The organism is Nitratireductor mangrovi (assembly GCF_007922615.2).
Classification (GTDB): Bacteria; Pseudomonadota; Alphaproteobacteria; order Rhizobiales; family Rhizobiaceae; genus Mangrovimarina; species Mangrovimarina mangrovi.
On sequence record NZ_CP042301.2, the window covers coordinates 746,531 to 772,254 of the forward strand.

The window sequence follows — 25,724 nt, forward strand, 5'->3', positions numbered from 1 at the left end:
GTCGCAGACGACATGGCGTCAATCTGATCGTCGCCATCTGCTATTCTGGCTCGGCCTGCATGCCGTCGACGAGATGTATGCGGCGGTCCATGCGACCGGCCATCTCCATGTCATGCGTCACCACCAGCACGGTTCGGCCCTGTTCGCGCACGAGGCCTTCGAGGGTCGCAAACACCTGCTCGGAACTTTTCGAGTCAAGGCTGCCGGTCGGTTCGTCGGCCAAAAGCAGGGCAGGGTCGTTGGCCAGCGAGCGGGCGACCGCCACCCGTTGCCGCTGGCCGCCGGAAAGCTGGAACGGCCTCTTGTGGACATGGTCGCCAAGGCCAAGGGAGACCAGCAACTCCTCGGCGCGATCGTCGATCTCGCGCCGCGACATGCGGCCGAGCTTGCGCATGGGGATGGCGATGTTGTCGCGGGCCGAGAACTCAGGCAGCAGGAAGTGGAACTGGAAGACGAAGCCCATCCGTTCCAGTCGCAGCCGCGCCCGCTCGCCGTCGTCCATCGTTGCGCAGTCGCGTCCTTCGATGGTTAGGCTGCCGGACGTCGGCAGGTCTAGCAGGCCAAGCAGGTAGAGCAACGACGACTTGCCCGAACCCGACGGGCCGGTGATGGCCACGAATTCACCCTCGCCGATGGAAAGCGAGACGTCCCTTACCAGCGTCACCGGCACGGTTTCGGGCAAGATGCGGGTCAGCTTGTCGGCCCGAACCAGGCTGCTCATGACGCGCCCCTGATGATGTCGACCGGGTTGAGCCGGGCCGCGCGCCGCGCCGGCAGGTAGCCCGCCACTGCCGAGGAGCCGAGGGCGAAGCCGCTGGCAATGACGTAGTGCAGGGTACTCCAGGCAATGGGCAGGTTGGTGATCTCCTGCCCACCGGCGTCAAGCTCGAAGCGCACCGAGGCGAGCGCCATGGTAAGCGCGAAGCCGAGCGCCCAGCCGGCTGCCGAGCCAGCGGCGCCGATCGCAAGCCCTTCGATGACGAACATGCGCTGCATGTCGCTGCGCGAGAAGCCGAGAGACTTCATGATCGCGATGTCGCGCGCCTTTTCATGGGTGATGGTCGACACAATGTTGAAGATACCGAAACCGGCAACCAGCATGATAGCGGCAACGACGGTGTACATGATGACGTTGCGGATGACGAAGGCTTCCATGATGCCTTCATTGGCTTCCTGCCAGGCGACGGCCTTGTAGCCGAGTTCGGCCTCGATGCGGCGCGCGACGCCTGGCGAGGCGTAAGGATCGCCCAGCTTGATTCTGATGTCGTTGATGGCGTTGGCACGTTCGGACAGGATTTGCGCGTTCTTGAGCAGGATGTAGGCCTCACCCTCGTCGCGCGCCGTTGTGCCTGTGTGGAACAGTCCGACGATGCGGAAAGGACGCATCAGGCCAGTCGATGAAACGGCGGCAACGGTGTCCCCGATACCGGCGCCGAGCTTCTCGGCCATGCGGTCGCCCATCACGATGTTGTTGCCGCCGGAGGCAAGCGCGGCGAAGCTGCCTTCGGTGAAGTCTTCCACGATCGGAGAGACGGCGCGTTCGGTCCCGGGATCGACGCCGACGATCGAAGCGCCGGCTTCACGGCCGGCGTAGCGCACGACGCCCTGCGTCCTGAGGCTGGCCGAGTACCGCCCCGGCAGCCAGGCGTCGAGCCAGGCTGTTGCCGCTGTCGGGTTGATGATGCCGCGCCGGTCGTCAGCTGGCCGGAGGCCGGATATCTCGGCTGCGGCGAAAAGCTCTTCCGCCGGCTGCCGTTTCGGGGCTCGGCGCTCGTCGGTTACCTGGACATGCGGCATGGTATCGATCAACTGCTCGACGAAATCGTCCTGGCCGCCCTGCATCAGGGCGGCCATGGCGATGGAGAAGCCGACGCCGACCGAGACACCGATGACGGCGACAAGGGTCTGGCGCCCGCGACCGAGGATGTGCGTCACCGCGATGTCGAGGATGAGGTGCATCAATCGGCGTCCGCGATGCGAACACGTTCCCCGTCCGCGATCTCTTCCGGGAACGGCGAGATTACACGCGCATCTTGGGCAATGCCGGCAAGTACCTCGACACTGGATGTGCCGCGAATGCCGGTCTCGAGCATCCGCTTGCGGGCAATGTCGCCTTCGACCACGAAGATGCTTTGCCCGGCAATCGCCTGCGTGGGCAAGAGAAGCGCGTCGCGCGAGACGCGGATGACGATGTTCACGTCGACCGACATGCCGATGCGCAGCGGCGTGTCCTCGGGCAATGACAACCGCACGCGGTAGGTCTTGGTGACCGGGTCGCCCTTCGGCGTGATGCTCTCGACCTCGGCGGCGAGCTCGCGGGCCGGAAAGGCGTCCGAGCGCAGCAGCGCCCGCTGCCCGGCTTCCACGCGCGGGATGTCTTCCTCGTTGACTTCGGCAACGATGATCAGCGGGGACGGGCGTCCTACCCAGAACAGCACCGCTCCCGGCTCACCGATCTCCCCGACCTCCGCATCCTGGCGCAGCACGACGCCGTCGCTGGGCGCGGCGAGCACGTAGTTGGCAAGCCGCGCCTCTTGTCCGGCAATCAGCGCGTCGAGCTGCGCGACGGCCGAATGGGCGCGGTCGAGCTCGGACTGCTTGGCGACGTTGCGTTCGACCAGCAGCGCGATACGGTCGCGTTCGGCCGAGGCGAGCTTGTGGCGTTCCCTGAGTTCGGCCAGAACCGCGGCAGCCTCGGTGTTGTCGAGGCGGGCGAGTTCGTCGGCTCGCGACACCACTTCACCCTCGCAGTTGCAGACCCAAACGATGCGCTCGCGCACCAGTGAGGTGACCTTGGCCCAAGTTCTAGGCTCGATGATGCCGGCCGCGTAGACGATCTCGGCGGCATCGCCGCGCGTCGGCGAAACAACCGTGACCTCGGTAGGTCGCGTCCAGTACCAGTAGCCCGCCGCCGCAGCAGCCACGAATGCGGCGAGGAACAGCAGGTAGCGCAGCGCTTTCACGATTTTCGGCTCCGACCGCAGGCGGCAATCATTTGAATACGATACTGTATCGTAATAGAAGTTTCCATATCCGGACCGACAGGGCCACGGTCGCGCTTGCGGAGCATTGATCTGACGCAAGAAGGAGGAACGATGAATTGATGACAAGGAAGGTGAAACGGGGAACGGGGCGGCCGCGGCGGCAGGAGACCGACGTCGCCATCCTCGATGCCGCGTTGTCGATTTTCTTGCAGGCGGGATTCGAGGGCACCAGTTTCGAGCAGGTGGCCCGGCGCGCCGGCGTTTCGCGGGCGACCATCTATCGCCGCTGGGCCTCGCGCGAGGAAATGATCGCCCGGGCGCTCGGCAGGTTGAAGGAGGAATCGGAGGAAGGGGCTGGCGCCCGCTGGGAAAAGATGCGGCTGGAGGAACTCGTTGAGATGATGGTCGAGTACGGGCCCAAGGCCTGGGTGGACAATGACGCGCGCCGGCTGCTGGCGCGTGTCGCCGGTTCCGTGCCCGATGCACCGCTACTGGTCCAGACCTTCTGGGAGGTCTATGCCGCGCCGCGACGGGCCGCGTTCTCGGCGATCGTCGAGCGGGCGCGTAGCGAGCGTGTGCTGCCAGCGAATACCGATCCGGAGCTGTTCCAGGCCATGCTCGGCGGCGCCATGATGCACAAGATGCTGCTCGAGCCGGGCGAAAAAGGCGAGGCGGAGCTGCGCGCCCATCTGTGTGCCGTACTGCGCCAACTGGGTCTTGGTGCCGTGCTGGACCGACTGGGCCGCTGACGGGCGTTAACATGTGCTCGGTCGCCATGCGTCTGGCCGGGCCCGCAACCTTGACAAACCGCCAAACGCATGCGCTTTTCGCGCCACTTTCGGACCGGGCGCCCGAGCGCCGGCCCCCGACACTCCATCAACCGGAATCTCCCTCATGCACCGCTACCGCAGCCACACCTGCGCCCGATTGAGAAAAGCCGATGTCGGCACCAGCGTCCGCCTTTCTGGCTGGGTCCACCGCGTCCGCGATCATGGCGGCCTGCTCTTCATCGATCTTCGCGACCATTACGGCATCACCCAGATCGTCGCCGATCCCGATTCGCCCTGTTTCGCGGTCGCCGAGACCGTGCGTGGCGAATGGGTGATCCGCGTCGACGGCGAGGTCAAGGCGCGCACCGAGGAGACGGTGAACGCGAACCTGCCGACCGGCGAGGTCGAGGTGTTCGCGCGCGACATGGAGGTGCTGTCGGCGGCGAAGGAACTGCCGCTGCCGGTCTTCGGGGAGCCGGATTATCCCGAGGATATCCGCCTCAAATACCGCTTCCTCGATCTGCGCCGGGAGACGCTGCACAAGAACATCGTGCAGCGCACGAAGATCATCGCCGACATGCGCACGCGCATGGCCGAGGCGGGCTTTACCGAGTTTTCGACGCCGATCCTGACCGCGTCGTCGCCCGAGGGCGCGCGCGACTTCCTGGTGCCGTCGAGGCTGCACGAGGGCAAGTTCTACGCGCTGCCGCAGGCGCCGCAGATATACAAGCAGTTGATCATGGTCTCGGGCTTCGACCGCTATTTCCAGATCGCGCCCTGCTTCCGCGACGAGGATCCGCGCGCCGACCGCCTGCCGGGCGAGTTCTACCAGCTCGATCTCGAAATGAGCTTCGTCGAGCAGGACGAGGTCTTTTCGACCATGGAACCGGTGATGCGCGGCGTGTTCGAGGCTTTTGCCGGCGGCAAGCCGGTGACGCAGGAATTCCGGCGCATCCCCTATGACGAGGCGATGCGCAAATACGGTTCCGACAAGCCCGATCTCAGAAATCCGATCGAGATGCAGGACGTCTCGGAGCATTTCCGCGGCTCGGGCTTCAAGGTCTTCGCCAACATCCTGGCCAATGACGACAAGGCCGAGGTCTGGGCCATTCCGGCGAAGACGGGCGGTTCACGTGCTTTCTGCGACCGCATGAATTCCTGGGCGCAGGGCGAAGGCCAGCCGGGGCTGGGTTACATCTTCTGGCGCAAGGAGGGCGAGAGCCTCGGGGGCGCCGGGCCGATTGCCAAGAACATCGGCGAGGAGCGCACCGAGGCCATCCGCAACCAACTCGGGCTGGAGGATGGCGACGCCTGTTTTTTCGCCGCCGGCGACCCGAAAAAATTCGCCTCCTTCGCGGGTGCGGCGCGAACCCGCGCCGGCGAGGAGCTGGACCTAGTCGACCGTGACCGGTTCGAACTTTGCTGGATCGTCGATTTCCCGTTCTACGAGTGGGACGAGGAGGAAAAGCGGCTCGATTTCGGCCACAACCCGTTCACCATGCCGCAGGGCGGGCTGGAAGCGCTGTCCGGCGCCGACCCGCTGTCGATCAAGGCCTGGCAATACGACCTCGTCTGCAACGGCTTCGAGATCGCCTCGGGCGGCATCCGCAACCATCTGCCGGAGGTGATGGTCAAGGCATTCGAGAATGTCGGCTTCGACCGTGCGACGGTCGAGGACCGTTTCGGCGGGCTCTACCGTGCCTTCCAGTACGGCGCGCCGCCGCATGGCGGCATGGCGGCCGGCATCGACCGCATCGTCATGCTTCTGGTCGGCGCGAAGAACCTGCGCGAGGTGACGATGTTCCCGATGAACCAGCAGGCGCAGGATCTTCTGATGAGCGCGCCGTCGGAGGCGACGCCGCAGCAATTGCGTGAACTGAGCCTGAGGGTGGTCGCGCCGAAGAAGGACTGAGTTGCACCGGACCACATAGCTCACCATCTTCCCTTGGGGCGTTCCTCGCCGGGACGCTCGTGGCAAGTCGCCACCCATCCTCATTGGTGTACGGACAAGGAGAGCCGTGTGGACACGGACTGGCGCATCATCCGGGGCTTCCCGGAACACCTTTGCCAACAGGCGGCAGCGCTCTACTTCGAGGCTTTCGCGGGCAAGATCGGCGGCATCCTCGGCCGTGACGGGCGGGGCGAAAGCTTCGTTGCGTCGGTGATGAACCCCGGTTTCGCGATTTGCGCGGTGAGCGACGACGGCGCCTCGCTGCTCGGGATCGCCGGCTTCAAGACTGCCGAGGGTTCCCTGGTCGGCGGCAGCCTGGCCGACATGACCGCTGCCTATGGCTGGTTTGGCGGGCTCTGGCGCGGGCTCCTGCTTTCGGCGCTGGAGCGTGACCTGACAGATGGCCAATTGCTGATGGACGGCATCGCGGTCGCGGCGCAGGCGCGTGGCAAGGGTATTGGCGCTGCTCTTCTCGACGCGGTCTGCAAGGAAGCCGCACGGCGTAGCGTTGGGCATGTGCGCCTCGACGTCATCGATACCAATCCGCGCGCAAAGGCGCTCTACCTCCGGAAGGGGTTTGTCGCCGAAGCGGTCGAAAGGACCGGCATAATGCGACCCGTTTTCGGTTTCTCCTCTGCAACGCGGATGGTGCGGGCGGTGAGCCCGTGAGCGCGGTACATGAGGCCGCACCGCGCGTTCTGGTGACCGGCTTCGGGCCGTTTCCCGGCGCGGCCGTAAACCCCACCCAGGCGCTGGTCGAGGGACTGCGCACCGATCCGCCAAACCTTGACGGGTTGGGCAGTTTGCGCACGGCCATCCTCGATGTCGAGTATGCGACAATCGGCGGCCAGCTCTCCGGTGCGGCGGCCGGCTTCGACCCCGACATTGCGGTGCATTTTGGCCTGGCTAACGAATGCCGCGGCTTCCGGCTAGAGAAGACCGCGCGCAACAGCCACGCAGGCGCGCGCACCGACAATGCCGGCGCGCTGCCGGCAGCGGCGACGATATGCGAAGCGCCGGCCACACTCAGTTCGAGCCTGCCTTTGCAGGAGATCGCAGTCGCGCTGGCAGCCAAGGACCTGCCGGTCGAGTGGTCGGACGACGCCGGCGGCTATCTCTGCAACGCCGTCTTCACGCTTTCGCGCGCCGGCGCTTGTGACGGCCTGGCACCGGCAATGAGCGGCTTTGTCCATGTTCCGCTGGTCGGTGAGGGGCCGGATTTCGCCATGAGTGCCGATGGCCTGCGTGAAGGCGCGCTGACGATCCTTGCAGCCTGCGTTGCCGCCTGGCGGAGCGGCCGAGGGGTGGCCGGAGCCTGAGGACGGGGTAGACCTCACGCCGTCCGTAGCTGTCAGCAGGCGCATTTGCGGTGCGTGCCGAGGCAGCGCAGTTCTGCTATAGGGCGGCGCCTTGAACGGGCCGCGCTAGCCGCCGCCCCGTACCCGCCACCGGACCAACCGCAATGAACGAAGCCTCGCCCCTTCGCAAACCCGCCATTGATGCCGGCGCGGTGCCGCTGGCGATCTCGGCCCGTGGCCTTGTCCGGCATTTCGGCAAGGTGCGCGCCGTCGACGGCATCGACCTCGACGTGCCGCGCGGCATGATTTTCGCCATTCTCGGCCCCAACGGCGCCGGCAAGACGACGCTGATGCGCATGCTCGCCACCCTTTCGAAACCCGATCGGGGTACCGCCACCATCCTCGACCACGACCTCGTTGCCGCGCCGGCCGAAGTGCGCTCGGTGATCGCCATGACCGGCCAGTTCGCCTCGCTCGACGAGGATCTGACCGGGCGCGAGAACCTCTTGATGCTGGCGCGGTTGTGGGGTTTTCGCGGCCGGGAAGCCAAGGCGCGCGCAGATGATCTGCTCCGGGCCTTCGAGCTTTCCGACGCGGCCCACAAGCAGGTGAAGGACTATTCCGGCGGCATGCGGCGCAGGCTCGATATCGCCGCGTCGCTGATCGTGACGCCGGGCGTGCTCTTCCTCGACGAGCCGACCACCGGGCTAGACCCCAAGGCGCGCAAGCAGGTCTGGCGCATGATCCGCGGACTGGCCGAGGCCGGCGTCACCATCCTCCTGACCACGCAATATCTGGAGGAGGCGGACCAGCTGGCGGCCCGCATCGCCGTCATCGACCACGGCCGCAAGATCGCCGAGGGCACCAGCCGCGAGCTGAAGGCGCAGACCGGGCAGGGCTTCCTGCATGTCGCGCTCGCCGATCGCGCGCGGCTCGACGAAGCAGCGCGGCTGCTGGAGGCGCAACTCGGCAACACGGTGCAGACGAGCGTCGAGGGCGCGCAGCTTTCGGTGATGGCGGGCAGCGCGGGCGCCGCCAATGAGGCTGTTGCGGCTCTGATGGCCGCCGGCATGGAGCTTTCCGACTTCGCCATGGGCCAGCCGAGCCTCGACGAGGTCTTCTTCGCCCTGACCGGCCAGCCGGCCGAGGGCGATGCCGACAAGGAGAACGGGCAATGAACGATGTGGCAGCGACCGCCGCGGTATTGCACGGCGTCGAGCGGCCGCGCCGGCCGTCCGCCGTTTCCAACGCGCTCGTGTTCGGCTGGCGCGCGGTGCTGAAGTTCAAGCATGTGCCGGAGCAGCTTTTCGACCTGGTCATGACGCCGATCATGTTCACGTTGCTCTTCACCTTCGTGTTCGGCGGCGCGCTGGCCGGCTCGACCAGCGACTACCTGCAGTTCTTCCTGCCGGGCATCTTGGTGCAGACGGTGGTCTTCAACGCCGTCTATTCCGGCATGGGGCTGTCGACCGATCTCGGCAAGGGGCTGTTCGACCGGTTTCGTTCGCTTCCGGTGTGGCCGCTGGCGCCGTTCGCCGGGCTGATGGTGGGCGACATCCTGCGCCACCTGATCGCCGCGGCGATCATTCTGGGCATTGGACTGATCCTCGGCTACCGGCCCGAGGCAGGTCTTGCCGGCGTCGTGGCGTCGTTTCTGATGCTGGTCGCGATCGGCTTCGGCATGGGCTGGGTGTTCCTGGTCCTCGGCCTCCTGATCCGCACGCCGACGACGGTGATGACTGTCGGCTTTACCTTCCTGTTCCCGGTCGTGTTCGCCTCCAACATCATGGTCGACCCGGCGACGATGCCGGACTGGCTGCGCGCCTTCGTCGACGTCAACCCGGTGTCGCTGATGACAACGGCGCTGCGCGGCCTGATGGGCGGCAGCGCTACGGCGATGGAGATCGGCCTGGCGCTGCTGGCACCGGTCGTGCTGACCATCGTTCTCGCGCCGACGACATTGTGGCTCTACATGAGGCGTTGACCGACGCCGCAAAAGAAAACGGCCCGGAGCAGGCCGGGCCGTTTTCACGCTTCGGCAAGCGGCATCTATTCGTTCGCGTTGATCGTCAGGCCGAGTTGCTGCGGCAGCGCCTGCGGCGCCGTCATGGCGCCGGCGGCGACCATCGCGAAGGGCAGCGGGCTTGCGGGCGCGACGCGAATCTCCAGGCTCTGCGGATCATCGAGGAACTTGTTGACGGCCGCGCTCACCGCAGCGGTCAGTTCCGGATTGTTGAGCTGCGCCATGGCGAAGGGCAGGATCGCCTTGGCCTGGTTGGCGATGTCGGCCGGCTTCACCCCCTGCTGGGCGGCGAGGAAGGCCAGCACCTTGTCGGTCAGCGTGTCGTCGTCGAAGCGCAGCGCGGCGCCGTTCAGCGTCAGCTGCTGCATCAGGCCGAGCATGGCCATGCCTTGCGCCGACTGGTCCTGGCCTTCGCCTTCGGCCATCTTCGTCTGCACGTCGCGCATAGCGTCGATGAAGGCCGGCGTATAGCCGCTGATGTCGATGGTCAGGCCGATCGTGCCGGCTTCGTCGATCGAGACGTCGTACTGGTCGACGACCATGCGCCCGTCTGCGGGGTTCCACGAGCCGGCCATCTCCAGATAGCCTTGGATCTGCTCGTAACCGAGCGCCTGTACCGTGGCCTTGGCCTGCGGGTCCTCGATCGCGGTGAGGTCGGCCGAAAACCGCTCGGCCGCTCCGGAGAATTCCAGCGGCGCATCGTCGCCGGGCGGCGACATCTCGAAATGCAGTTGCTCGAGCGAGAACAGCGTGCTGCCGGCGCGCGTCACCGTGAGGCTGTCGAGGTCGGCGCTTTCGTAGAAGGAAATCTTGGAGGCGACGTCGTCGCCACCCTCCGGCGGCAGTTGCAGGCCGGAAACCGAGATTCCGTAGATTTCGACGTTCACGCCTTCATTGGCAAAGGAGTAGGTCGGCATCGACAGCGTGCCGACGACGATCGTGTCGCCATCGTCCGAGATGTCGCCAAGCTGGATGTTGCCGAGCGGAATCTGGTTGTCGGTGCCGACCGGCTGCACGACGACGCCTTCCAGGGTGACCTGCGTGCCGTCGCCGCTGACGCCGGCCCAGGTCGCCTCCATGCCCTGCTTTTCGAACATCGCCTCCATGCGTTGGGCCACCTCCTCGGCGCTCGCCGCCCATGCGCCCTGCGGCAGAGCGGCGGCGATGAAGCCGGTGGTGAGAAAGGCCATGAGGCGCGAGCGATGATACGACATAATGCGGTTCCCTGAGTTGGCGTACACGTCCCTGTGGCCCCTATGTCCGCGAACAAAAGGACCGGATGATGTCCTGCTGCGAAAATTGACGCAGGGTCAGTGAATTGCGCCACTTTGGCCGATTGTCGGCACTGCCGCCACATATTCCCGCGCGAATGCTAAACGTTGCGGAGGCTCGGCGGCCGCTAGAACGCGAAGCCGATGCTGACCGACACCAGCGTGTGCTGGGCGTCGACGATCCGCCGCGTGCCAATCTGGCCGACATATTCGTACTCGGCGCGCATGAAAAGACCGTCAGGAAAATCGTGCTGGAGCCCAAAACCCAGCAGATAGGTCGGGCCGTCCTCCGCCACCGATCCGCCGGCGGTCGATGTCTGCCTGATCCATTTGTAGGCGCCGCCCGCCTTGGCGAAGACGCTCAGACTGTCGAGCCACGGGCGGCGGAACCAGGGATTTTCGTTGAGCGGATGGCGGGCGATCAGGGCCGCTGCTGCTGCATGGGCGTGCTCGGTCGCCACGCCGAAGGCCAGCGGCGAGCGGCCAAGACGATAATAGGCGAACTCGATCGCCAGCACCGAGGTGACGCTGGCCCCGGCGAAGACCTTCTGGCCGGCGACCCACCGCTTGGTGCTGAGCGGCGCGCCGGGCACGTAACCGGTGTGATGGACAGGCCCGAAACCGGCGCCGACATAGGGTTCGGCCGTCAGCCAGTCGAAGCGGTGATCGCCCGCCGATTTCGGGCCGGCATGGGCGGTCGACAGCAACAGGACCATGATGATCCCCGCTAGCAATGGCCATTTCGTCATCGTGCGCCACGCCCGAACGTTGGATGGCTATCGATCATATCGGGTTGGGGGAAGCCTGGCCACGCACTTGCCGCGAATCAGCGCGTCGGCTAACCGGAAACCATGGGAAACAGCCTTGTTCCGCCGGGGGGCGACGACGGCGACAATATCGAGCCGGTCGATCTGAGGCGCGCCCTCGAGGAGCGCTATCTCGCCTATGCCCTGTCCACCATCATGCACCGCGCGCTGCCGGATGTGCGCGACGGGCTGAAGCCCGTGCATCGGCGCATCATGCACACCATGCGGCTGTTGCGGTTGAACCCCGACCAGGGTTTCGCGAAATGCGCCCGCATCGTCGGCGACGTGATGGGCAAGTTCCATCCGCATGGCGACCAGGCGATTTACGACGCGCTGGTGCGGCTGGCGCAGTCGTTCTCGATGCGCTACCCGCTGGTCGACGGCCAGGGCAATTTCGGCAATATCGACGGCGATAGCGCCGCCGCCATGCGCTACACCGAAGCGCGGATGACGGACGTCTCGACGCATCTGCTCGAAGGCATCACCGAGGACGCGGTCGATTTCCGCCCGACCTACAACGAGGAGGATGAGGAGCCGGCGGTGCTGCCCGGCGCCTTCCCGAACCTGCTCGCCAACGGCTCGTCCGGCATCGCCGTCGGCATGGCAACCTCGATCCCGCCGCATAATGTCGCCGAGCTTTGCGACGCCGCGCTTCATCTGATTACTGCGCCCGACGCCAGCGTCGCCGACCTGATGCAGTTCGTAGAAGGACCGGACTTTCCGACCGGCGGCATCATCGTCGACGACCGCGCCACCATTCTCGACGCCTACGAAACCGGGCGCGGCTCGTTCCGGGTGCGTGCCCGCTGGCACCAGGAAGATCAGGGTAGAGGCACGTGGATCGCGGTGGTGACCGAAATCCCGTTCGGCGTCCAGAAATCGCGCCTGATCGAGAAGACTGCGGAACTGCTTCTGGCGCGCAAACTGCCGTTGCTAGAGGATATCCGCGACGAAAGCGCCGAAGATATCCGCGTCGTGCTGGTACCCAAAAGCCGTTCGGTCGACCCGGCATTGTTGATGGAGTCGCTGTTCAAGCTGACCGAGCTCGAAAGCCGCATCGGGCTCAACATGAACGTGCTTTCGCGCGGCCGCGTGCCCAACGTCCTGTCGCTCAAGGGCGTATTGCAGGAGTGGCTCGAACACCGCAAGGAAGTGCTTGTGCGGCGTTCGCGCCATCGTCTGGCCGAGATCGAGCGGCGGCTGGAAATCCTCGCCGGCTACCTGATCGCCTATCTCAACATCGACGAGGTGATCCGCATCATCCGCGAGGAGGACGAGCCGAAGAAGGTGATGATGGTCCGCTGGGACCTGACCGACGCGCAGGCCGAGGCGATCCTCAACATGCGGCTGCGCGCCCTGCGCAAGCTCGAAGAGATCGAGATCCGCAAGGAGCACGGCGAACTGAGCGAGGAAAAGAAGCAGATCGAGGGGCTGCTCGCCTCCGAGGCCAAGCAGTGGCAGACGGTCGCCTGGCAGGTCGGCGAGATAGGCAAGAAGTTCGGCCCGGAGGACAACCCTGAACTCGGCAGCCGCCGCACCACCTTCTCGGAAGCCCCCGACCACGACCTCTCCGACATCCACCACGCCATGGTGGAAAAGGAGCCGGTAACGGTGGTGGTCTCGGAAAAGGGCTGGCTGCGCGCCATGAAGGGGCATCTTTCCGACTATTCGGCGCTGTCCTTCAAGGAGGGCGACAAGCTCAAGCTCGCCTTCCACGCCCAGACCACCGACAAGGTGCTGATCTTCACCACCGGCGGCAAGTTCTATACCATCGGCGCCGACCGGCTGCCAGGCGGGCGCGGCCATGGCGAGCCGGTCAGGATCATCGTCGACATGGACAACGACCAGGCGATCGTCACCGCCTTTGCCCACGACCCGCAGCGCCGCCTGCTTCTGGCCTCATGGGCCGGCAACGGCTTCGTGGTGCCGGAGGCCGAGGTCGTCGCCAACACCCGCAAGGGCCGGCAGGTGATGAACGTCAAGGCGCCGGACGAGGCCAAGCTCTGCGTTCCGGTTGCCGGCGATCACGTCGCGATCGTTGGCGAGAACCGCAAGCTTCTGGTGTTCCCGCTCTCCGACGTGCCGGAGATGACGCGCGGCAAGGGGGTCCGGCTGCAGAAATACAAGGATGGCGGCATCGCCGACATCAAGACCTTTGCCATGGAGGAGGGGCTGTCCTGGCAGGATTCGGCCGAGCGGACGTTCACCCGCAGCCGCGAGGAACTGGCGGAATGGATCGGCGCCCGCGCCGCCGCCGGCCGCATGGCCCCGAAAGGCTTTCCGCGGACCGGGAAGTTCGGATGAGCGGAAAAAGCACCGCTAGTGGCGGTTAGCCGCCATCAACGTTCGATCGGACTTGGTAGGGTAGCATCGCTACCGCCCTGATCTCCATAAGGCCCCCGGGCACGATCAGTTCGCTGACGCCGATCGCGGTCCAGGCAGGGTAGGGGGCCGTCAGGTAGCGGTCCTTCACGCGCATGAAGGTCTCCATGTGCCGGGCGATGTCGACATGGTAGGTTGTGATCTCGACGACGTCGGAAAGCCCGGCGCCGACTTCGGACAGGATCGCTTTCAGGGCCTCGAACGCGGTTGCGAACTGGGCCTCCGGGTCGCGGACAGTCATCAGGGCCGCCAGCGGGGCGTCTTCCGCGCCTTGCAGTGTCGATTCGGCGCCCTTGAGGCCATCGGCGCCAGGGGTTTCTCCGCCCGGGCTGGTGCCGACGATGCCGGAACAATAGATCATCCCGTTCGCCACCACCGCCGGGGCGAAATGCCAATTGTCGTAGACTGCCTGCAACGCCGCAGGAACGATTGTCTTGCGCATGGTTCATGCACCTCCAGGACACGTTGCGCTAGCAGGCCACGAATGCGGGCCGAGAGCAACGACGTGGAGGCCCGCGGCGCTTCCTGACAACCTTCTGTCAGCATCCATGGCTCGCAGCGAGAAACGGCGCTTGCCGGCAGGCGCGTGTGGGGCCTACTCGTGGCGGCGAGAGGATATTGCTGCCATGGACCATGCGATCGCATCCATATTCTGGCGCCGGCTCGACCGGCAAGGGCACGACGCCTGCGCTCTGTGGGCGCGGCCTGACGGCTTTGAGCTTGCCGGCAGCGCGGTGTTCGAGGAGGCGGGCCGGCCTTGCGCGCTCACCTATCGCGTCGACTGCGATGCCGGTTGGGCGACGCGCCGGGCGACGGTGAACGGATTTGTCGGGACGGACCCGGTCGAGGTCGCGATCGTCCGCGACCCGACCGGCGGCTGGACGCTCAACGGGGTGCCGCAAGCAGCACCGCGTGACTGTGTCGACGTCGACCTCGGCTTCACGCCGGCGACAAATCTGCTTGTGCTGCGGCGCTTCGCGCTGGATGTCGGCAAGGAGAGGCCGGCGCCCGCCGCCTATCTGGCATTTCCAGACCTGCGGCTCGACCGGCTGGAACAGCATTACCGCCGCAGCGGCGAGGCCACCTACGACTATGCGGCGCCGGTCTACGATTACGCCGCGACGCTGACCGTGTCGCCGGTCGGCTTCGTCACCGACTATCCGCAACTCTGGTCCGCTGCCGAACACGCGCCATAGCGGCGCACTCGATCGCTGTTGACATATCAGGCTTTCATATGTCAAAAAATTATGACATATGAAAGAAAGGAATAGGCGTTGTCGGCCGTCTCGGGGGACCAACTGCTCAAGGCCTTGTCGGCGCTCGCCAATCCGGTGCGACTGCAGGTGATTGCGGCGTTAGCGACTGGCGGGCGCAACTATGTCAGCCAATTGGCGCGCGAGATCGGCATCAGCCGGCCATTGCTGCACATGCACCTGGCGCGTCTGGAGGCAGCGGGCCTGGTATCGGGCACGCTGGAGGTCTCCGACGACGGCAAGGCGCACAACTATTTCGTGGCAACCGACTTCGCCTTCACGCTCACACCGCAAGCGATCGCGCAAGCGGCAACAACGCTCTCGGGCGAGGCGGGCAAAGCAAGCAAGGAGAACAGGAATGACTGATTCCCAGATTGGCGTGATCATGGGCGCTACCGTGCTCACGCTGGGTACGATCGTCCTTGTCACCGTGATTATCCAGTTCGCGGCCACCTGGCGGGCGCGTGCGGCGATGGCGCGCGACGAGGCATATCGGGGTCTGGCCGAGCAGGCCGTGACGGCACGGACAGCGGCGGCCGCCCTCGACCAGAAGCTGGCCGACGAACTCGCCGACGTGCGGACGCGGCTCACCGCGATAGAAAAAATGCTGAAAGAGGTTGGCTGACGGAAAACCGCACCCATATGAAAAGAAATTCAGTCCAGCCGAAAGCACGATGAAGGGGTCTCATGGTGCATTGCAGCATCTTGACTGAGAATGATCGTTCGCATAAATTGCGAATGAACATTCACTCTCGTTCCCGGAGCTGATCCTTGAGCGCCCTCGATTCGATCGCTGGCGACGCGCAAGCCGATTTTGAACTTGACGCCGAGCCCTTGTCCCGCGCCGAAAAGCGCGACCAGCAGACGCAGCGCATCATGGAAGCGGCCAAGGCCTGCTTCGTGCGCTCTGGTTTCCAGGGCGCGTCCATGCATCAGGTCTGCGCTGAGGCCGGGATGAGCCCGGGTGCGCTCTATCGCTATTTTCCCTCCAAGGAATCGATCATCGAGGCGATCACCGAGGCCGACCGCAGGCACGACGCCGAAATCTTTGCCGAGATGGACAAGAACCCTTGCGTGGTTGACGGCTTCGTCAACGCGGCCATCGCACATATTCGCTACATGCACGAAAGCGGCAACGCGCCGTTGTTTGCCGAAATCCGCGCCGAGTCGATGCGCAACGAGGCAGTCGAACTGCATTGCCACAACGCCATGGGCGAAGTGCAGACCACCTTCCGCCGCTATCTGGAGGCCGCGATCGAGCGTGGCGATATCGACCCGGTCGTCGAACTTGACGTCATGCTGCCGATGATCATGGCGATCGGCGAAGGCTTGGCGCTCAATGACCTCCCAGCACAGGGTGTACCGATCGAACGCATCGAGGCGCTGTTGCGCGTCACTGTCGAGGCGATGTTTCGCCCCAACCATCCGAAGTAAGCCTGACCTCGCCCGCCCGGCCAATCTCTTACGGGAAACCCATGCCGAAACCCGCCCGCTTCATCCTGCTTCTTTCGGCTGCCCTCTTTGGCGCGGCCCTGTTTCCGGCCCCACTCGGGCCGCTGCCCGCACTTGCCGCAGAAACCCTCGCCGAGACCGTCGAGCGTGCCGCGCCGTCGATCCGCGTCGCGGCTGCCCAGCGCCGCGAGATGGTGGTGACGCTCGACGTCACAGGCACCGTGCTGCCGCGACAGGAAGCCGCTGTCGGTACCGACCTCAATGGCATGATCGTCAACGAACTGACCGTCGACCGCGGCGACCGGGTGAAGAAGGGTGCCGTGCTCGCGGTGCTCGACCGCTCCATGCTCGACACCCAACTCGCCCAGATGGATGCCAACCGGGCCCAGGCCGAGGCGAGCATCGCCCAGGTGCGAGCCCAGATCACCGATGCCGAGATCGGCGTACGCCAGGCCGAGGAGGCGCTTGAACGTGCGCGCCGGCTACAGGCAAAAGGCGTCGCCGCGCAGGCGCAGCTGGACAACGCCGTCAACGCTTTTGACAGCGCCCGCGCGAAGCAGATCGCGGCCGAGAAGGCACTTGCCGCATCGGAGGCCCAGCTGGCCGTCATCGACGCTCAAAAGAGCAACGTCTTGTTGCAGATCGAAAAGACACAGGTGAAGGCGCCGGCAGACGGGCTGGTATTGTCGCGCAACGCCACGCTCGGCGGCATCGTCGGCGCCAGCGGCGGCGCGCTGTTCCGCATCGCCATCGACGGCGAACTGGAACTGGCCGCGGGCGTGCCGGAAACGTCGCTGGCGCGCATCAAGCCCGGCATGCCGGTCGCCGTGCGCCTTCCCGGTATCTCCGAGCCGCTGTCGGGCACGATCCGCATGATCGAGCCGGAGGTCGACCAGAAGCTGCGCATGGGGACAATCCGGGTTTCGTTGCCTGACGACAACGATGTCCGCGCCGGCAATTTCGCCCGCGGCGCGATCGAACTCTTGCGCCGCGAGGCCGTGGCAGTGCCGGCCTCGGCGCTTGTCTATCGCGGCGAGGATGCGTTCGTGCAGAAGCTCGAGGATGACCGCATTGCGACGACCCCGGTAACCATCGGGGCACGGGAAGGCGCCTGGGTCGAGATACGCGAGGGCGTCGTCATGGGCGACGAGGTGGTCGCCCGCGCCGGTACCTTCGTTGCCGATGGCGACCTGATCACGCCGATGCGTGACGAGCAGACGGGAGCGGTCGGCCAATGAACTGGAACTTCTCCGCCTGGTCGATCCGAAACCCGGTTCCGTCGATCCTGCTTTTCATTGTGCTGACGGCGCTTGGCCTGATGAGCTTCGCCAACCTGCCGGTGACGCGCTTCCCCAACATCGACATTCCGCTCGTGGCCGTCGCTGTCCAGGATCCGGGCGTCGCGCCGAGCGAGCTCGAGACCCAGGTCACCAAGAAAGTCGAGGACGCTGTCACCAATATCACCGGCGTCAAGAACGTGATGTCGACCATCACCGAGGGACGCTCGCAGACAGTGGTCGAATTCCGGCTCGAGGTGGACACCCAGACCGCCGTCAGCGACGTCAAGGACGCCGTCGAGCGGATCCGTTCCGACCTGCCGGCGACGGCGGAGGAACCGGTAGTCAACCGCATCGACGTTGAGGGCCAGGCGATCCTGACCTATGCTGTGCGAGCCCCCGCGATGACGCTGGAAGAGCTGTCCTGGTTCGTCGACGACGTGGTCATCCGCAAACTGCAAGGGCTGAAGGGCGTGGCGCGCGTCGACCGCTATGGCGGCGTCACGCGCGAGATCAAGGTCGAACTCGATCCCGATCGGCTCAACGCGCTTGGTGTCACCGCTGCCGACGTCAACCGGGCGCTGCGCGCCGCCAATGTCGACCTTACCGGTGGCAGCGGCGAGTTCGGCGGCCGCGACCAGACCATCCGCACGCTGGGCAGCGCGCAGACCATCGCGGGCCTCAAGGCGCTGGAAGTGCCGCTCGCCGGCGGCCGGCGGGTGACCTTGTCCGACATCGCCGCTGTCAGCGATTCATGGGAAAAGCCGAAGAGCTTCGCGCGCCTCAACAAGCAGACCGTCGTGTCGTTCGGCGTCTTCCGCGGCAAGGGCGAAAGCGATGTCGAGGTCAACGAGCGCGCTACCAAGGCGATCGCCGAACTGGAGGCCCAGCATCCGGACGTCTCGATCGTCAAGGTCGACGACTCCGTCACCTACACCGTCGGCAATTACGATTCGGCGATGGAAACACTCATAGAGGGCGCGGTGCTGGCCGTTCTGGTGGTGTTTCTGTTCCTGCGCGACGTCCGCGCCACGCTGGTTGCCGCCGCTGCCCTGCCGCTATCGGCAATTCCAACCTTCTGGGCGCTCGACCTGATGGGCTTTTCGCTCAATCTGGTGAGCCTGCTCGGCATCACGCTGGTGGTTGGCATCCTGGTCGACGACGCCATTGTCGAAATCGAGAACATCGTCCGCCACATCAAGCTCGGCAAGTCGCCCTATCGCGCCTCACTCGAGGCGGCCGACGAAATCGGGCTCGCGGTCATCGCGATCTCGGCGACCATCATCGCCGTCTTTGCACCGGTCTCCTTCATGGGTGGTGTCGCCGGGCAATATTTCAAGCAATTCGGCCTGACCGTTGCCGTCGCGGTCTTCTTCTCGCTGCTGGTCGCGCGGCTGATCACGCCGATGATGGCCGCCTATTTCATGCGCGGCCACGGCCATGACGAGCCGAAGCCCGGTATCTTCATGCGGCTCTACCTGTGGCTGTTGCGGGTGACCCTGCGCTTCCGCTGGCTGACGCTTCTCGCCGGTATCGGCTTCTTCGCCGTTTCGATCTACGCCATCGGCTTCCTGCCGTCGGGCTTCATCCCGAAGGAAGATGCCAGCCGCATCGTCTTCTCGCTTGAACAGCCGCCCGGCACGCTGCTCGAGGACACCCGCCGTACCACCGACATGGTGACCGACATCATGCGCGAGGTGCCCGAGGTCGAGAACGTCTATGTCATCGGCGGCTCGAGCCCGACCGGGACGCTGGAACCGCGCCGCGCCACGGTGGTCGCCGACCTCGTCCACAAGTCCGAACGCGAGGTCCGGCAAGCCGAGATCGAGGAAACGCTGCTGCAGAAACTGGCGACGGTGCCCGATATCCGCATCTATTTCGTCAACGATCGCGGCGAGCGCGCGCTGGCCTTCGGCGTCATGGGCACCGACGGCGATCTGCTCGACGAGAAGGCGCGCGAGGTACAAAGCGCCATGGCCGCGACTGGCAAGTTCCGCGCCATCACTTCCAATGCCGCCCTCGACCGGCCGGAGATCATCGTCGAGCCGGATCTCGACCGGCTTGCCGAACTCGGCATCTCGACGGCAGCGCTGTCCGAGACGTTGCGTGTCGCGACGATCGGCGACATCGACGCCAACCTTGCCAAGTTCACGGTCGGCGACCGTCAGATCCCGATCCGCGTCCAGCTCAACGAGGAGGCGCGCGACGACTTGTCCGTGATCCGGTCGCTGCCGGTTCCGACCGCGACCGGCGCCTCGGTCCCGTTATCCTCGATTGCCGCAATCCGTTTCGGCCAGGGCCCGTCCTCGATCGAACGTTTCAATCGCGAGCGCCGCGTCGTCATCGGCGCCGACATGGCGCCCGGCTACGAGATCGGCGAGGGGCTGGCGATCGTCAATGCGCTGCCCCAGGTGCAGAACCTGCCCGATGGCGTGCGCATCCAGGAGACCGGTGACGCGGAGATCATGGGCGAGGTTTTCGCCGGCTTCGCGACCGCGATGGTCACTGGCCTGATGCTGGTGCTGGTCGTGCTGATCCTGCTCTTCGGCTCGGTGTTCCACTCGATCACCATTCTCGGCTCGCTGCCGCTGTCGATCGGCGGCGTGGTGGCGGGGCTGTGGCTGACCAACTCGGCCGTCTCCATGCCGGTCGTGATCGGCATCCTGATGCTGATGGGTATCGTGACCAAGAACGCGATCATGCTTGTCGATTTCGCCATCGAGGAGGTCAAGCAGGGTGTCTCGCGCGCGGAAGCCGTGCTCGATGCCGGCCGCAAGCGGGCGCGACCGATCGTCATGACCACCATCGCCATGTCGGCTGGCATGGTGCCCGCCTCACTGGCGCTAGGCGACGGTGGCGAGTTCCGCGCCCCGATGGCGATTGCCGTGATCGGCGGCCTGCTCGTTTCGACCGTGCTTTCGCTGATTTTCGTGCCGTCGTTCTACACGATCATGGACGACGCCGCGGTGGGAATGGCGCGGCTTTTCGCATGGCTGGTGCGCCCGAACGAGAGGGATGAGCCGGCCCCGGAGCTTCCCTATGCCCCGACGGGGCCGCATTCGGTGATTCCGCCGCGCGAACTGCCGCTGGCCGCTGAATAAGCTGGCGGCGGGCGCAACCGTTTTCTGGAGCCTCCCAGGCGCCGCCCATCGGGCGGCGTTCTTTTTGGTCGGCGGGCGTTGCGGTCGACGCCGGCAACGGGCTAGTAAGGCCACGACCGTAGGGCCGGCCGCGCGCGACGCGCAGGCTGGCCAGGCGCAACCCCGAAACAGGTGCACATTTCGCGGAGCGACCACCGGCCGATGATCCAGACGCCCTATTACATGATCAACAAGCAGAAGCTGTTGCGCAATCTGGAGAAGATTGCGCAGGTGCGAGATCAATCCGGCGCCAGGGCGCTGCTGGCGCTGAAGTGCTTTGCCACCTGGTCGGTCTTCGATCTCATGCGCGAATACATGGACGGCACCACCTCGTCGTCGCTCTACGAGGTCCGGCTCGGGCGCGAAAAGTTCGGCGGCGAGACCCATGCCTATTCCGTCGCCTATGCCGATCATGAGATCGATGAGGTGGTGGCCAACGCCGACAAGATCATCTTCAATTCGGTTGGTCAGCTCGATCGTTTCGACAACGCCGCGGCAGGGGTCGTTCGCGGCCTGCGCCTCAATCCGGGCGTCAGCAGTTCTGATTTCGACCTCGCCGATCCGGCGCGCCCTTTCAGCCGGCTGGGTGAGTGGGATCCCGCGCGCGTCGAACCGGTGATGGATCGCATTTCCGGTTTCATGATCCACAACAATTGCGAAAACGCCGATTTCGGGCTTTTCGACCGCATGCTGGGCGAGATCGAGGAACGGTTTGGCGCGCTTTTGCGGCAAGCCAAATGGGTGAGCCTCGGCGGCGGCATCCATTTCACCGGCGAGGGCTACCCGATCGACGATTTCTGCGAACGGCTGCGCCGCTTCGCTGACAATTTCGGTGTCCAGGTCTATCTCGAGCCCGGCGAGGCCGCCGTCACCGAGAGTACGACGCTCGAGGTCACGGTGCTCGACACACTTTTCAACGGCAAGCATCTGGCCATCGTCGATTCCTCGATCGAGGCGCATATGCTCGATCTCCTGATCTATCGGGAGCGTGCGACGCTCAGGCCCGACACCGGGCCGCACCGCTACATGATCTGCGGAAAGTCGTGCCTGGCCGGTGACATCTTCGGCGAGTTCGCCTTCGAGAAAGAGCTCAAGGTCGGCGATCGCCTCTCGATCGAGGACGCGGCCGGCTACACCATGGTCAAGAAGAACTGGTTCAACGGCGTAGCGATGCCGGCGATCGCCGTACGGCAACTCGACGGCAGCATAGAGGTCGTCAGGTCGTTCTCCTTCGACGACTACGTGTCGAGCCTCTCTTGAGGCCTTGAAAGACGGCGCGGTGGAACCGGAAGGGCCGCGCCAGACATCTTCCGGAGACAATGGAGGCCCGCGCCGGAAAAATGAAGAAAAACATCCTTATCGTCGGCGCCGGCGGCGTCGCTCAGGTCGTCGCCCACAAATGCGCGCAGAACAACGACGTGCTCGGTGACATCCACATCGCCTCGCGCACCGTCGAAAAGTGCCGCGCCATTAACGACAGCGTCCACGAAAAGAAGGCGCTCAAACAGCCGGGAGTTCTGGAGGCCCACGAACTCGATGCACGCGATATCGAGGCGACAAAGGCGCTGATTGGACGCACGGGCGCCCAGATCGTCATCAATGTCGGCTCCGCCTTCATCAACATGCCGGTGCTTTCGGCCTGCATCGCGACCGGGGCGGCCTATCTCGATACCGCGATCCACGAGGAGCCGGACAAGGTGTGCGAAACCCCGCCATGGTACGCCAACTACGAGTGGAAGCGCCGCGAGGAGTGCGAAACGGCCGGTGTCACAGCAGTGCTCGGCGTCGGCTTCGACCCTGGCGTGGTCAATGCTTATGCGGCACTCGCCAACAACGACTATTTCGACCGTATCGATTCCATCGATATCATCGACGTCAATGCCGGCAGCCACAATCGCTGGTTCTCGACCAATTTCGATCCCGAGATCAATTTCCGCGAATTCACCGGCCAGGTGTGGTCGTGGCAGGATCGCAAGTGGACCTCGAACAGGATGTTCGAAATCCGCAAGGAATGGGATCTGCCGGTGGTCGGCAACAGCCAGACATTCATGACCGGCCACGACGAGATCCATTCGCTGTCGCAGAACCTCGACGTGCCCGACATCCGCTTCTGGATGGGGTTCGGCGAGCGCTACATCACGGTCTTCACGGTGCTGAAGAACCTCGGCCTGTTGTCGGAACAGCCGGTGACGACGGCGGAAGGACTGGAAGTCGTGCCGTTGAAGGTCGTCAAGGCGGTGCTGCCCGATCCGGCTTCGCTGGCACCGCACTACGAGGGCAACACCTGCATCGGCGACCTGGTGAAGGGCGAGAAGGACGGCAAGGAGCGCGAGCTCTTCATCTACAATGTGAGCGATCACAAGCAGGCTTATGAGGAGGTCGGCAGCCAGGCGATATCCTACACGGCCGGGGTGCCGCCCGTTGCCGCCGCGATGCTGATCGCCGACGGCAGCTGGGACGTGAAAAAGATGGTCAATGTCGAAAATCTCGACCCGAGGCCGTTTCTTGGCATCCTCAACCGCATCGGCCTGCCCACTCGACTGCGCGAGGGTGACAAGGACATCGCGCTCGACTTTGCGTGAGAAAACCCGCCGAAGACGCCGGCTGTAGCGCCGGCGACATTCGGCCGTTTTCTCAGTAGCTGCCATCCATGATCGCGCGCAGCGGTGTCATCTCACCGGCGCGCAGGCGATTGCCGTCGCGCATCAGCAAGGCCCGGATCTCGAAGCCCTCGACCGCGATCCGCTCGCCAATCCGGCCCACGTAACGCAGGCGAACGGTCTTGTTGCGCCACTCCTCGACATCGAGCGCAAGGTCGAGGAGATCGCCGTCGCTCGCAGGCGAGCGAAACGCGGCTCCGGAGTCGACCAGTCCGATGCCGATCGCGCCTAGTGTGCGGCAGAGCGCCTCGTGGCCGCCGGCCGTGCGGAACCAGGCGTGGCACGTGGCGTCGAACCAGCGGTAGTAGTTCGGATAAAAGACGATGCCGGCGGGATCGCAGTCGCCGAAGCTGATCCTTATCTGGTTGAGGAAGGCATGCTGGCTCATCGGGGCTTCCGCGTTGGATCTGTGCACTCGGACAGGTAGCAGGATTGCCCGGAAAGGAGAATTGCAACCTAGCTGTTGGCTTCATCGCGGCCAATCGGCCAGGCGCGTCGGCATCGTCAACGCCCGGCTGCAATAATTCCGTCATTGGCCAAGGCTAGTTCGTCAGGCTAGCGTGCCCGTCAGGTGGCGGCTCGACCGGAGAGGCGACGATGGACAAAACGAATGAGGGCAAGGACTGGCTGGAGGCCGAACTCGAGGACACACTCGACGAGGATTACGAACTGGAGCTTTCCGAGCCGGCGCTCTCACTTGAAATACGCAAGATTTACAAGAACGCTCATCCGGAGACGATCGATCGCCGGACATATTTCCACGAACTGATCCGGCTGCAGTCGGAACTGATCAAGCTCCAGGACTGGGTCGCCTACCACAAGAAAAAGATCGTGGTGGTTTTCGAAGGCCGCGATTCGGCCGGCAAGGGCGGCGTCATCAAGCGTATCACCCAACGCCTCAATCCGCGTATCGCACGCGTTGTCGCCTTGCCCGCGCCGACCGATCGCGAGAAGACGCAATGGTATTTCCAGCGCTACGTCCCGCATCTGCCGGCCGGTGGCGAAATCGTGCTGTTCGACCGCTCCTGGTACAACCGTTCGGGCGTCGAGCGTGTCATGGGTTTTGCCTCGGCCGATCAGGTCGAGGAGTTTTTCAACGACGTGCCCGAATTCGAGCGCATGCTGGTACGCTCGGGCATCATCCTCATCAAATATTGGTTCTCGATCACCGACGAAGAACAGCAGATGCGCTTTCTGATGCGCATCCACGATCCTATGAAGCAGTGGAAACTGTCACCGATGGACCTGCAATCGCGGGTGCGTTGGGAGCAATACACCAAGGCCAAGGAAGAGATGTTTGCACGCACCAACATCGCCGAGGCGCCATGGTACATCGTTGAGGGCAACGACAAGAAGCGCGCGCGGCTCAACTGCATCGACCATTTCCTGCAGCAGATCCCCTACGAGCCGGTGCCGCACGAGGACGTGGCCTTGCCGGACAGGGTCTTTAATCCCAACTACGAGCGCGCTGTGCTGCCGCCGGAGCTTTACGTGCCACGGAAATACTGAGGCAGCCGCACAGCCCGCCGGTTGAGTTCAGGCCGGATGGCGAACCGCGAGTGCCGCCCGCCGTCTCCGGCTGTCGTTCAACTGCCACAGTGAGTGGGTGAGCAGAGTGGCGATGAGCACCGCGCCGCCCGCAAGGACGGCGGCAGTCGGTGCCTCGGAAAAGATCATCCAGACCCAGATCGGCGCCAGCACCGTTTCCAGCAGATAGAACATCGCGACTTCGGGCCCGGACAGGTATTTCGGGCCGGTTGCGAGGCAGAAGAACGACACCGGCATGATGACGGCGCCGTTGAAGATGATCCACCACGGCGCTTCGACGTTGTAGCCGGTCTTGGCAACCATGAAGACAGCAATGACGAGGGGGGCTGACACCGCCACCAGCGCAGTGAAGCCCATATCCTGGCCTGAACGCCGCGTCACGGTGATGGCCGAGGCCAGCAGGAATGACGAGCCGAGCGCCAGAAGGTTGCCGAGCAGCTTCCCGGTGCCGACGCCGTCATAGACGATGACCAGAACACAGAGGAGCATGACCGCCATGGCGACAAGGGTCGCCGGCCTTGGTCGCTCCTTGAGAAGAAGCCATGACAGCAGCGCCGCGAACATGGTGTTGAAGGCCAGGATGAACACAAGATCCGCCGTCGAGGTGTTGAACACGGCCATCATGAAAGCGATCGAGGTGCCCGCGTAGAGTGCGGCGACCACCAGTCCCGCACGGCCCGGTATCAACGCTGGTGCGTCGCCCCTCAGCTTCCGCCAGATGAGCCATATCGCCAGCGTGGCAATCAGTGTCGCGCCGCTTCGGAGCAAGAGGATCGTCCACGGGTCGCCGTCGGCGAGGCGGATCAGCGGAATGTCGACGGTCAGCGTCAGCCCGCCGATGGCGGTGATGAGCAGGCCTTTGCGGTGATCGAGGGAAATGGTCATGAGAGCGACTTTCGAAGGCACGGA

24 protein-coding genes are annotated in these 25,724 nt (G+C 64.7%); 16 read left to right on the forward strand and 8 right to left on the reverse strand.

Features of this window, described 5'->3' with window-relative positions; all coding sequences use genetic code 11:
* Window positions 1–40: 40 nt before the first annotated feature.
* The 3 genes from FQ775_RS03590 to FQ775_RS03600 are packed head-to-tail and all read right to left on the reverse strand — an operon-like array spanning window position 41 to window position 2,963.
* On the reverse strand, window positions 41–721 hold the full coding sequence (locus FQ775_RS03590; RefSeq protein WP_146299602.1) for an ABC transporter ATP-binding protein: 681 nt from the start codon (window positions 719–721) through the stop codon (window positions 41–43).
* Window positions 718–1,959 (reverse strand): ABC transporter permease, encoded by a 1,242-nt coding sequence (locus FQ775_RS03595; protein ID WP_146299601.1) that lies wholly within the window; start codon window positions 1,957–1,959, stop codon window positions 718–720. The genes FQ775_RS03590 and FQ775_RS03595 overlap by 4 nt, the downstream gene beginning before the upstream one ends.
* Window positions 1,959–2,963: an efflux RND transporter periplasmic adaptor subunit gene (locus tag FQ775_RS03600; protein ID WP_246730261.1), complete on the reverse strand. Its 1,005-nt coding sequence runs from the start codon at window positions 2,961–2,963 to the stop codon at window positions 1,959–1,961. Before FQ775_RS03600 ends, FQ775_RS03595 begins: the two co-directional genes overlap by 1 nt.
* Before the next feature lie 140 nt (window positions 2,964–3,103).
* Between FQ775_RS03600 and FQ775_RS03605 the strand changes: the two genes are divergently transcribed.
* From FQ775_RS03605 to FQ775_RS03630, 6 genes are all read left to right on the forward strand, one after another.
* A complete protein-coding gene (locus FQ775_RS03605; RefSeq protein WP_146301932.1) occupies window positions 3,104–3,733 on the forward strand; it encodes a TetR/AcrR family transcriptional regulator in 630 nt (209 codons plus the stop codon).
* Window positions 3,734–3,878: 145 nt separating this feature from the next.
* Window positions 3,879–5,666: an aspartate--tRNA ligase gene (gene aspS / locus FQ775_RS03610; protein WP_146299600.1), complete on the forward strand. Its 1,788-nt coding sequence runs from the start codon at window positions 3,879–3,881 to the stop codon at window positions 5,664–5,666.
* A 108-nt stretch (window positions 5,667–5,774) separates the two neighbouring features.
* A complete protein-coding gene (locus tag FQ775_RS03615) occupies window positions 5,775–6,374 on the forward strand; it encodes a GNAT family N-acetyltransferase (RefSeq protein WP_146299599.1) in 600 nt (199 codons plus the stop codon).
* The gene (locus tag FQ775_RS03620) at window positions 6,371–7,024 is read left to right on the forward strand and encodes a pyroglutamyl-peptidase I (protein WP_146299598.1); all 654 of its coding nucleotides are present in this window, start codon (window positions 6,371–6,373) and stop codon (window positions 7,022–7,024) included. The genes FQ775_RS03615 and FQ775_RS03620 overlap by 4 nt, the downstream gene beginning before the upstream one ends.
* Window positions 7,025–7,167: 143 nt before the next feature.
* Entirely contained in the window at window positions 7,168–8,181 is a 1,014-nt protein-coding gene (locus FQ775_RS03625; protein WP_146299597.1) for an ATP-binding cassette domain-containing protein, read from the forward strand.
* Window positions 8,178–8,987: an ABC transporter permease gene (locus FQ775_RS03630; RefSeq protein WP_146299596.1), complete on the forward strand. Its 810-nt coding sequence runs from the start codon at window positions 8,178–8,180 to the stop codon at window positions 8,985–8,987. Before FQ775_RS03625 ends, FQ775_RS03630 begins: the two co-directional genes overlap by 4 nt.
* Before the next feature lie 65 nt (window positions 8,988–9,052).
* Here FQ775_RS03630 and FQ775_RS03635 read toward each other — a convergent pair whose 3' ends face one another.
* Window positions 9,053–10,240: an aq_1923 C-terminal domain gene (locus tag FQ775_RS03635; protein ID WP_146299595.1), complete on the reverse strand. Its 1,188-nt coding sequence runs from the start codon at window positions 10,238–10,240 to the stop codon at window positions 9,053–9,055.
* A gap of 185 nt (window positions 10,241–10,425) precedes the next feature.
* Window positions 10,426–11,046, reverse strand: a complete 621-nt coding sequence (locus FQ775_RS03640) for an outer membrane beta-barrel protein (RefSeq protein ID WP_146299594.1) — start codon at window positions 11,044–11,046, stop codon at window positions 10,426–10,428.
* Window positions 11,047–11,148: 102 nt separating this feature from the next.
* On the opposite strand from FQ775_RS03640, the gene parC reads away from it, so the two are divergent.
* Window positions 11,149–13,407: a DNA topoisomerase IV subunit A gene (gene parC / locus FQ775_RS03645; protein WP_146299593.1), complete on the forward strand. Its 2,259-nt coding sequence runs from the start codon at window positions 11,149–11,151 to the stop codon at window positions 13,405–13,407.
* 25 nt (window positions 13,408–13,432) lie between these two features.
* Here parC and FQ775_RS03650 read toward each other — a convergent pair whose 3' ends face one another.
* On the reverse strand, window positions 13,433–13,927 hold the full coding sequence (locus tag FQ775_RS03650; RefSeq protein WP_146299592.1) for a RidA family protein: 495 nt from the start codon (window positions 13,925–13,927) through the stop codon (window positions 13,433–13,435).
* A 184-nt stretch (window positions 13,928–14,111) separates the two neighbouring features.
* Here FQ775_RS03650 and FQ775_RS03655 point away from each other — a divergent pair, with 184 nt between their 5' ends.
* The 8 genes from FQ775_RS03655 to FQ775_RS03690 all read left to right on the forward strand — a co-directional run bounded on the left by FQ775_RS03655 (window position 14,112) and on the right by FQ775_RS03690 (window position 23,189).
* Window positions 14,112–14,681: a putative glycolipid-binding domain-containing protein gene (locus FQ775_RS03655; protein ID WP_146299591.1), complete on the forward strand. Its 570-nt coding sequence runs from the start codon at window positions 14,112–14,114 to the stop codon at window positions 14,679–14,681.
* 78 nt (window positions 14,682–14,759) lie between these two features.
* Window positions 14,760–15,104, forward strand: coding sequence for an ArsR/SmtB family transcription factor (locus FQ775_RS03660; RefSeq protein ID WP_146299590.1), 345 nt, complete (start codon window positions 14,760–14,762; stop codon window positions 15,102–15,104).
* A complete protein-coding gene (locus FQ775_RS03665; RefSeq protein WP_146299589.1) occupies window positions 15,097–15,363 on the forward strand; it encodes a hypothetical protein in 267 nt (88 codons plus the stop codon). Before FQ775_RS03660 ends, FQ775_RS03665 begins: the two co-directional genes overlap by 8 nt.
* A 146-nt stretch (window positions 15,364–15,509) precedes the next feature.
* Window positions 15,510–16,172 carry a TetR/AcrR family transcriptional regulator gene (locus tag FQ775_RS03670; RefSeq protein ID WP_146299588.1) on the forward strand — a complete coding sequence of 221 codons (663 nt, stop codon included), beginning with the start codon at window positions 15,510–15,512 and terminating at the stop codon, window positions 16,170–16,172.
* Window positions 16,173–16,213: 41 nt separating this feature from the next.
* Complete coding sequence (locus FQ775_RS03675; protein ID WP_146299587.1) at window positions 16,214–17,428, forward strand: efflux RND transporter periplasmic adaptor subunit; 1,215 nt, start codon at window positions 16,214–16,216, stop codon at window positions 17,426–17,428.
* Window positions 17,425–20,568 carry an efflux RND transporter permease subunit gene (locus tag FQ775_RS03680; protein ID WP_146299586.1) on the forward strand — a complete coding sequence of 1,048 codons (3,144 nt, stop codon included), beginning with the start codon at window positions 17,425–17,427 and terminating at the stop codon, window positions 20,566–20,568. The genes FQ775_RS03675 and FQ775_RS03680 overlap by 4 nt, the downstream gene beginning before the upstream one ends.
* A gap of 201 nt (window positions 20,569–20,769) precedes the next feature.
* Window positions 20,770–21,867 (forward strand): carboxynorspermidine decarboxylase, encoded by a 1,098-nt coding sequence (locus tag FQ775_RS03685; protein WP_146299585.1) that lies wholly within the window; start codon window positions 20,770–20,772, stop codon window positions 21,865–21,867.
* Between the two features lie 80 nt (window positions 21,868–21,947).
* Window positions 21,948–23,189, forward strand: coding sequence for a saccharopine dehydrogenase family protein (locus FQ775_RS03690; protein ID WP_146299584.1), 1,242 nt, complete (start codon window positions 21,948–21,950; stop codon window positions 23,187–23,189).
* Between the two features lie 52 nt (window positions 23,190–23,241).
* Here FQ775_RS03690 and FQ775_RS03695 read toward each other — a convergent pair whose 3' ends face one another.
* The gene (locus FQ775_RS03695; RefSeq protein WP_146299583.1) at window positions 23,242–23,655 is read right to left on the reverse strand and encodes an acyl-CoA thioesterase; all 414 of its coding nucleotides are present in this window, start codon (window positions 23,653–23,655) and stop codon (window positions 23,242–23,244) included.
* 209 nt (window positions 23,656–23,864) lie between these two features.
* Between FQ775_RS03695 and ppk2 the strand changes: the two genes are divergently transcribed.
* Window positions 23,865–24,776, forward strand: coding sequence for a polyphosphate kinase 2 (gene ppk2, locus FQ775_RS03700; protein ID WP_146299582.1), 912 nt, complete (start codon window positions 23,865–23,867; stop codon window positions 24,774–24,776).
* Window positions 24,777–24,803: 27 nt separating this feature from the next.
* On the opposite strand, the gene FQ775_RS03705 is transcribed toward ppk2, so the two are convergent.
* The gene (locus FQ775_RS03705) at window positions 24,804–25,700 is read right to left on the reverse strand and encodes a DMT family transporter (protein WP_146299581.1); all 897 of its coding nucleotides are present in this window, start codon (window positions 25,698–25,700) and stop codon (window positions 24,804–24,806) included.
* Window positions 25,701–25,724 lie beyond the last annotated feature (24 nt).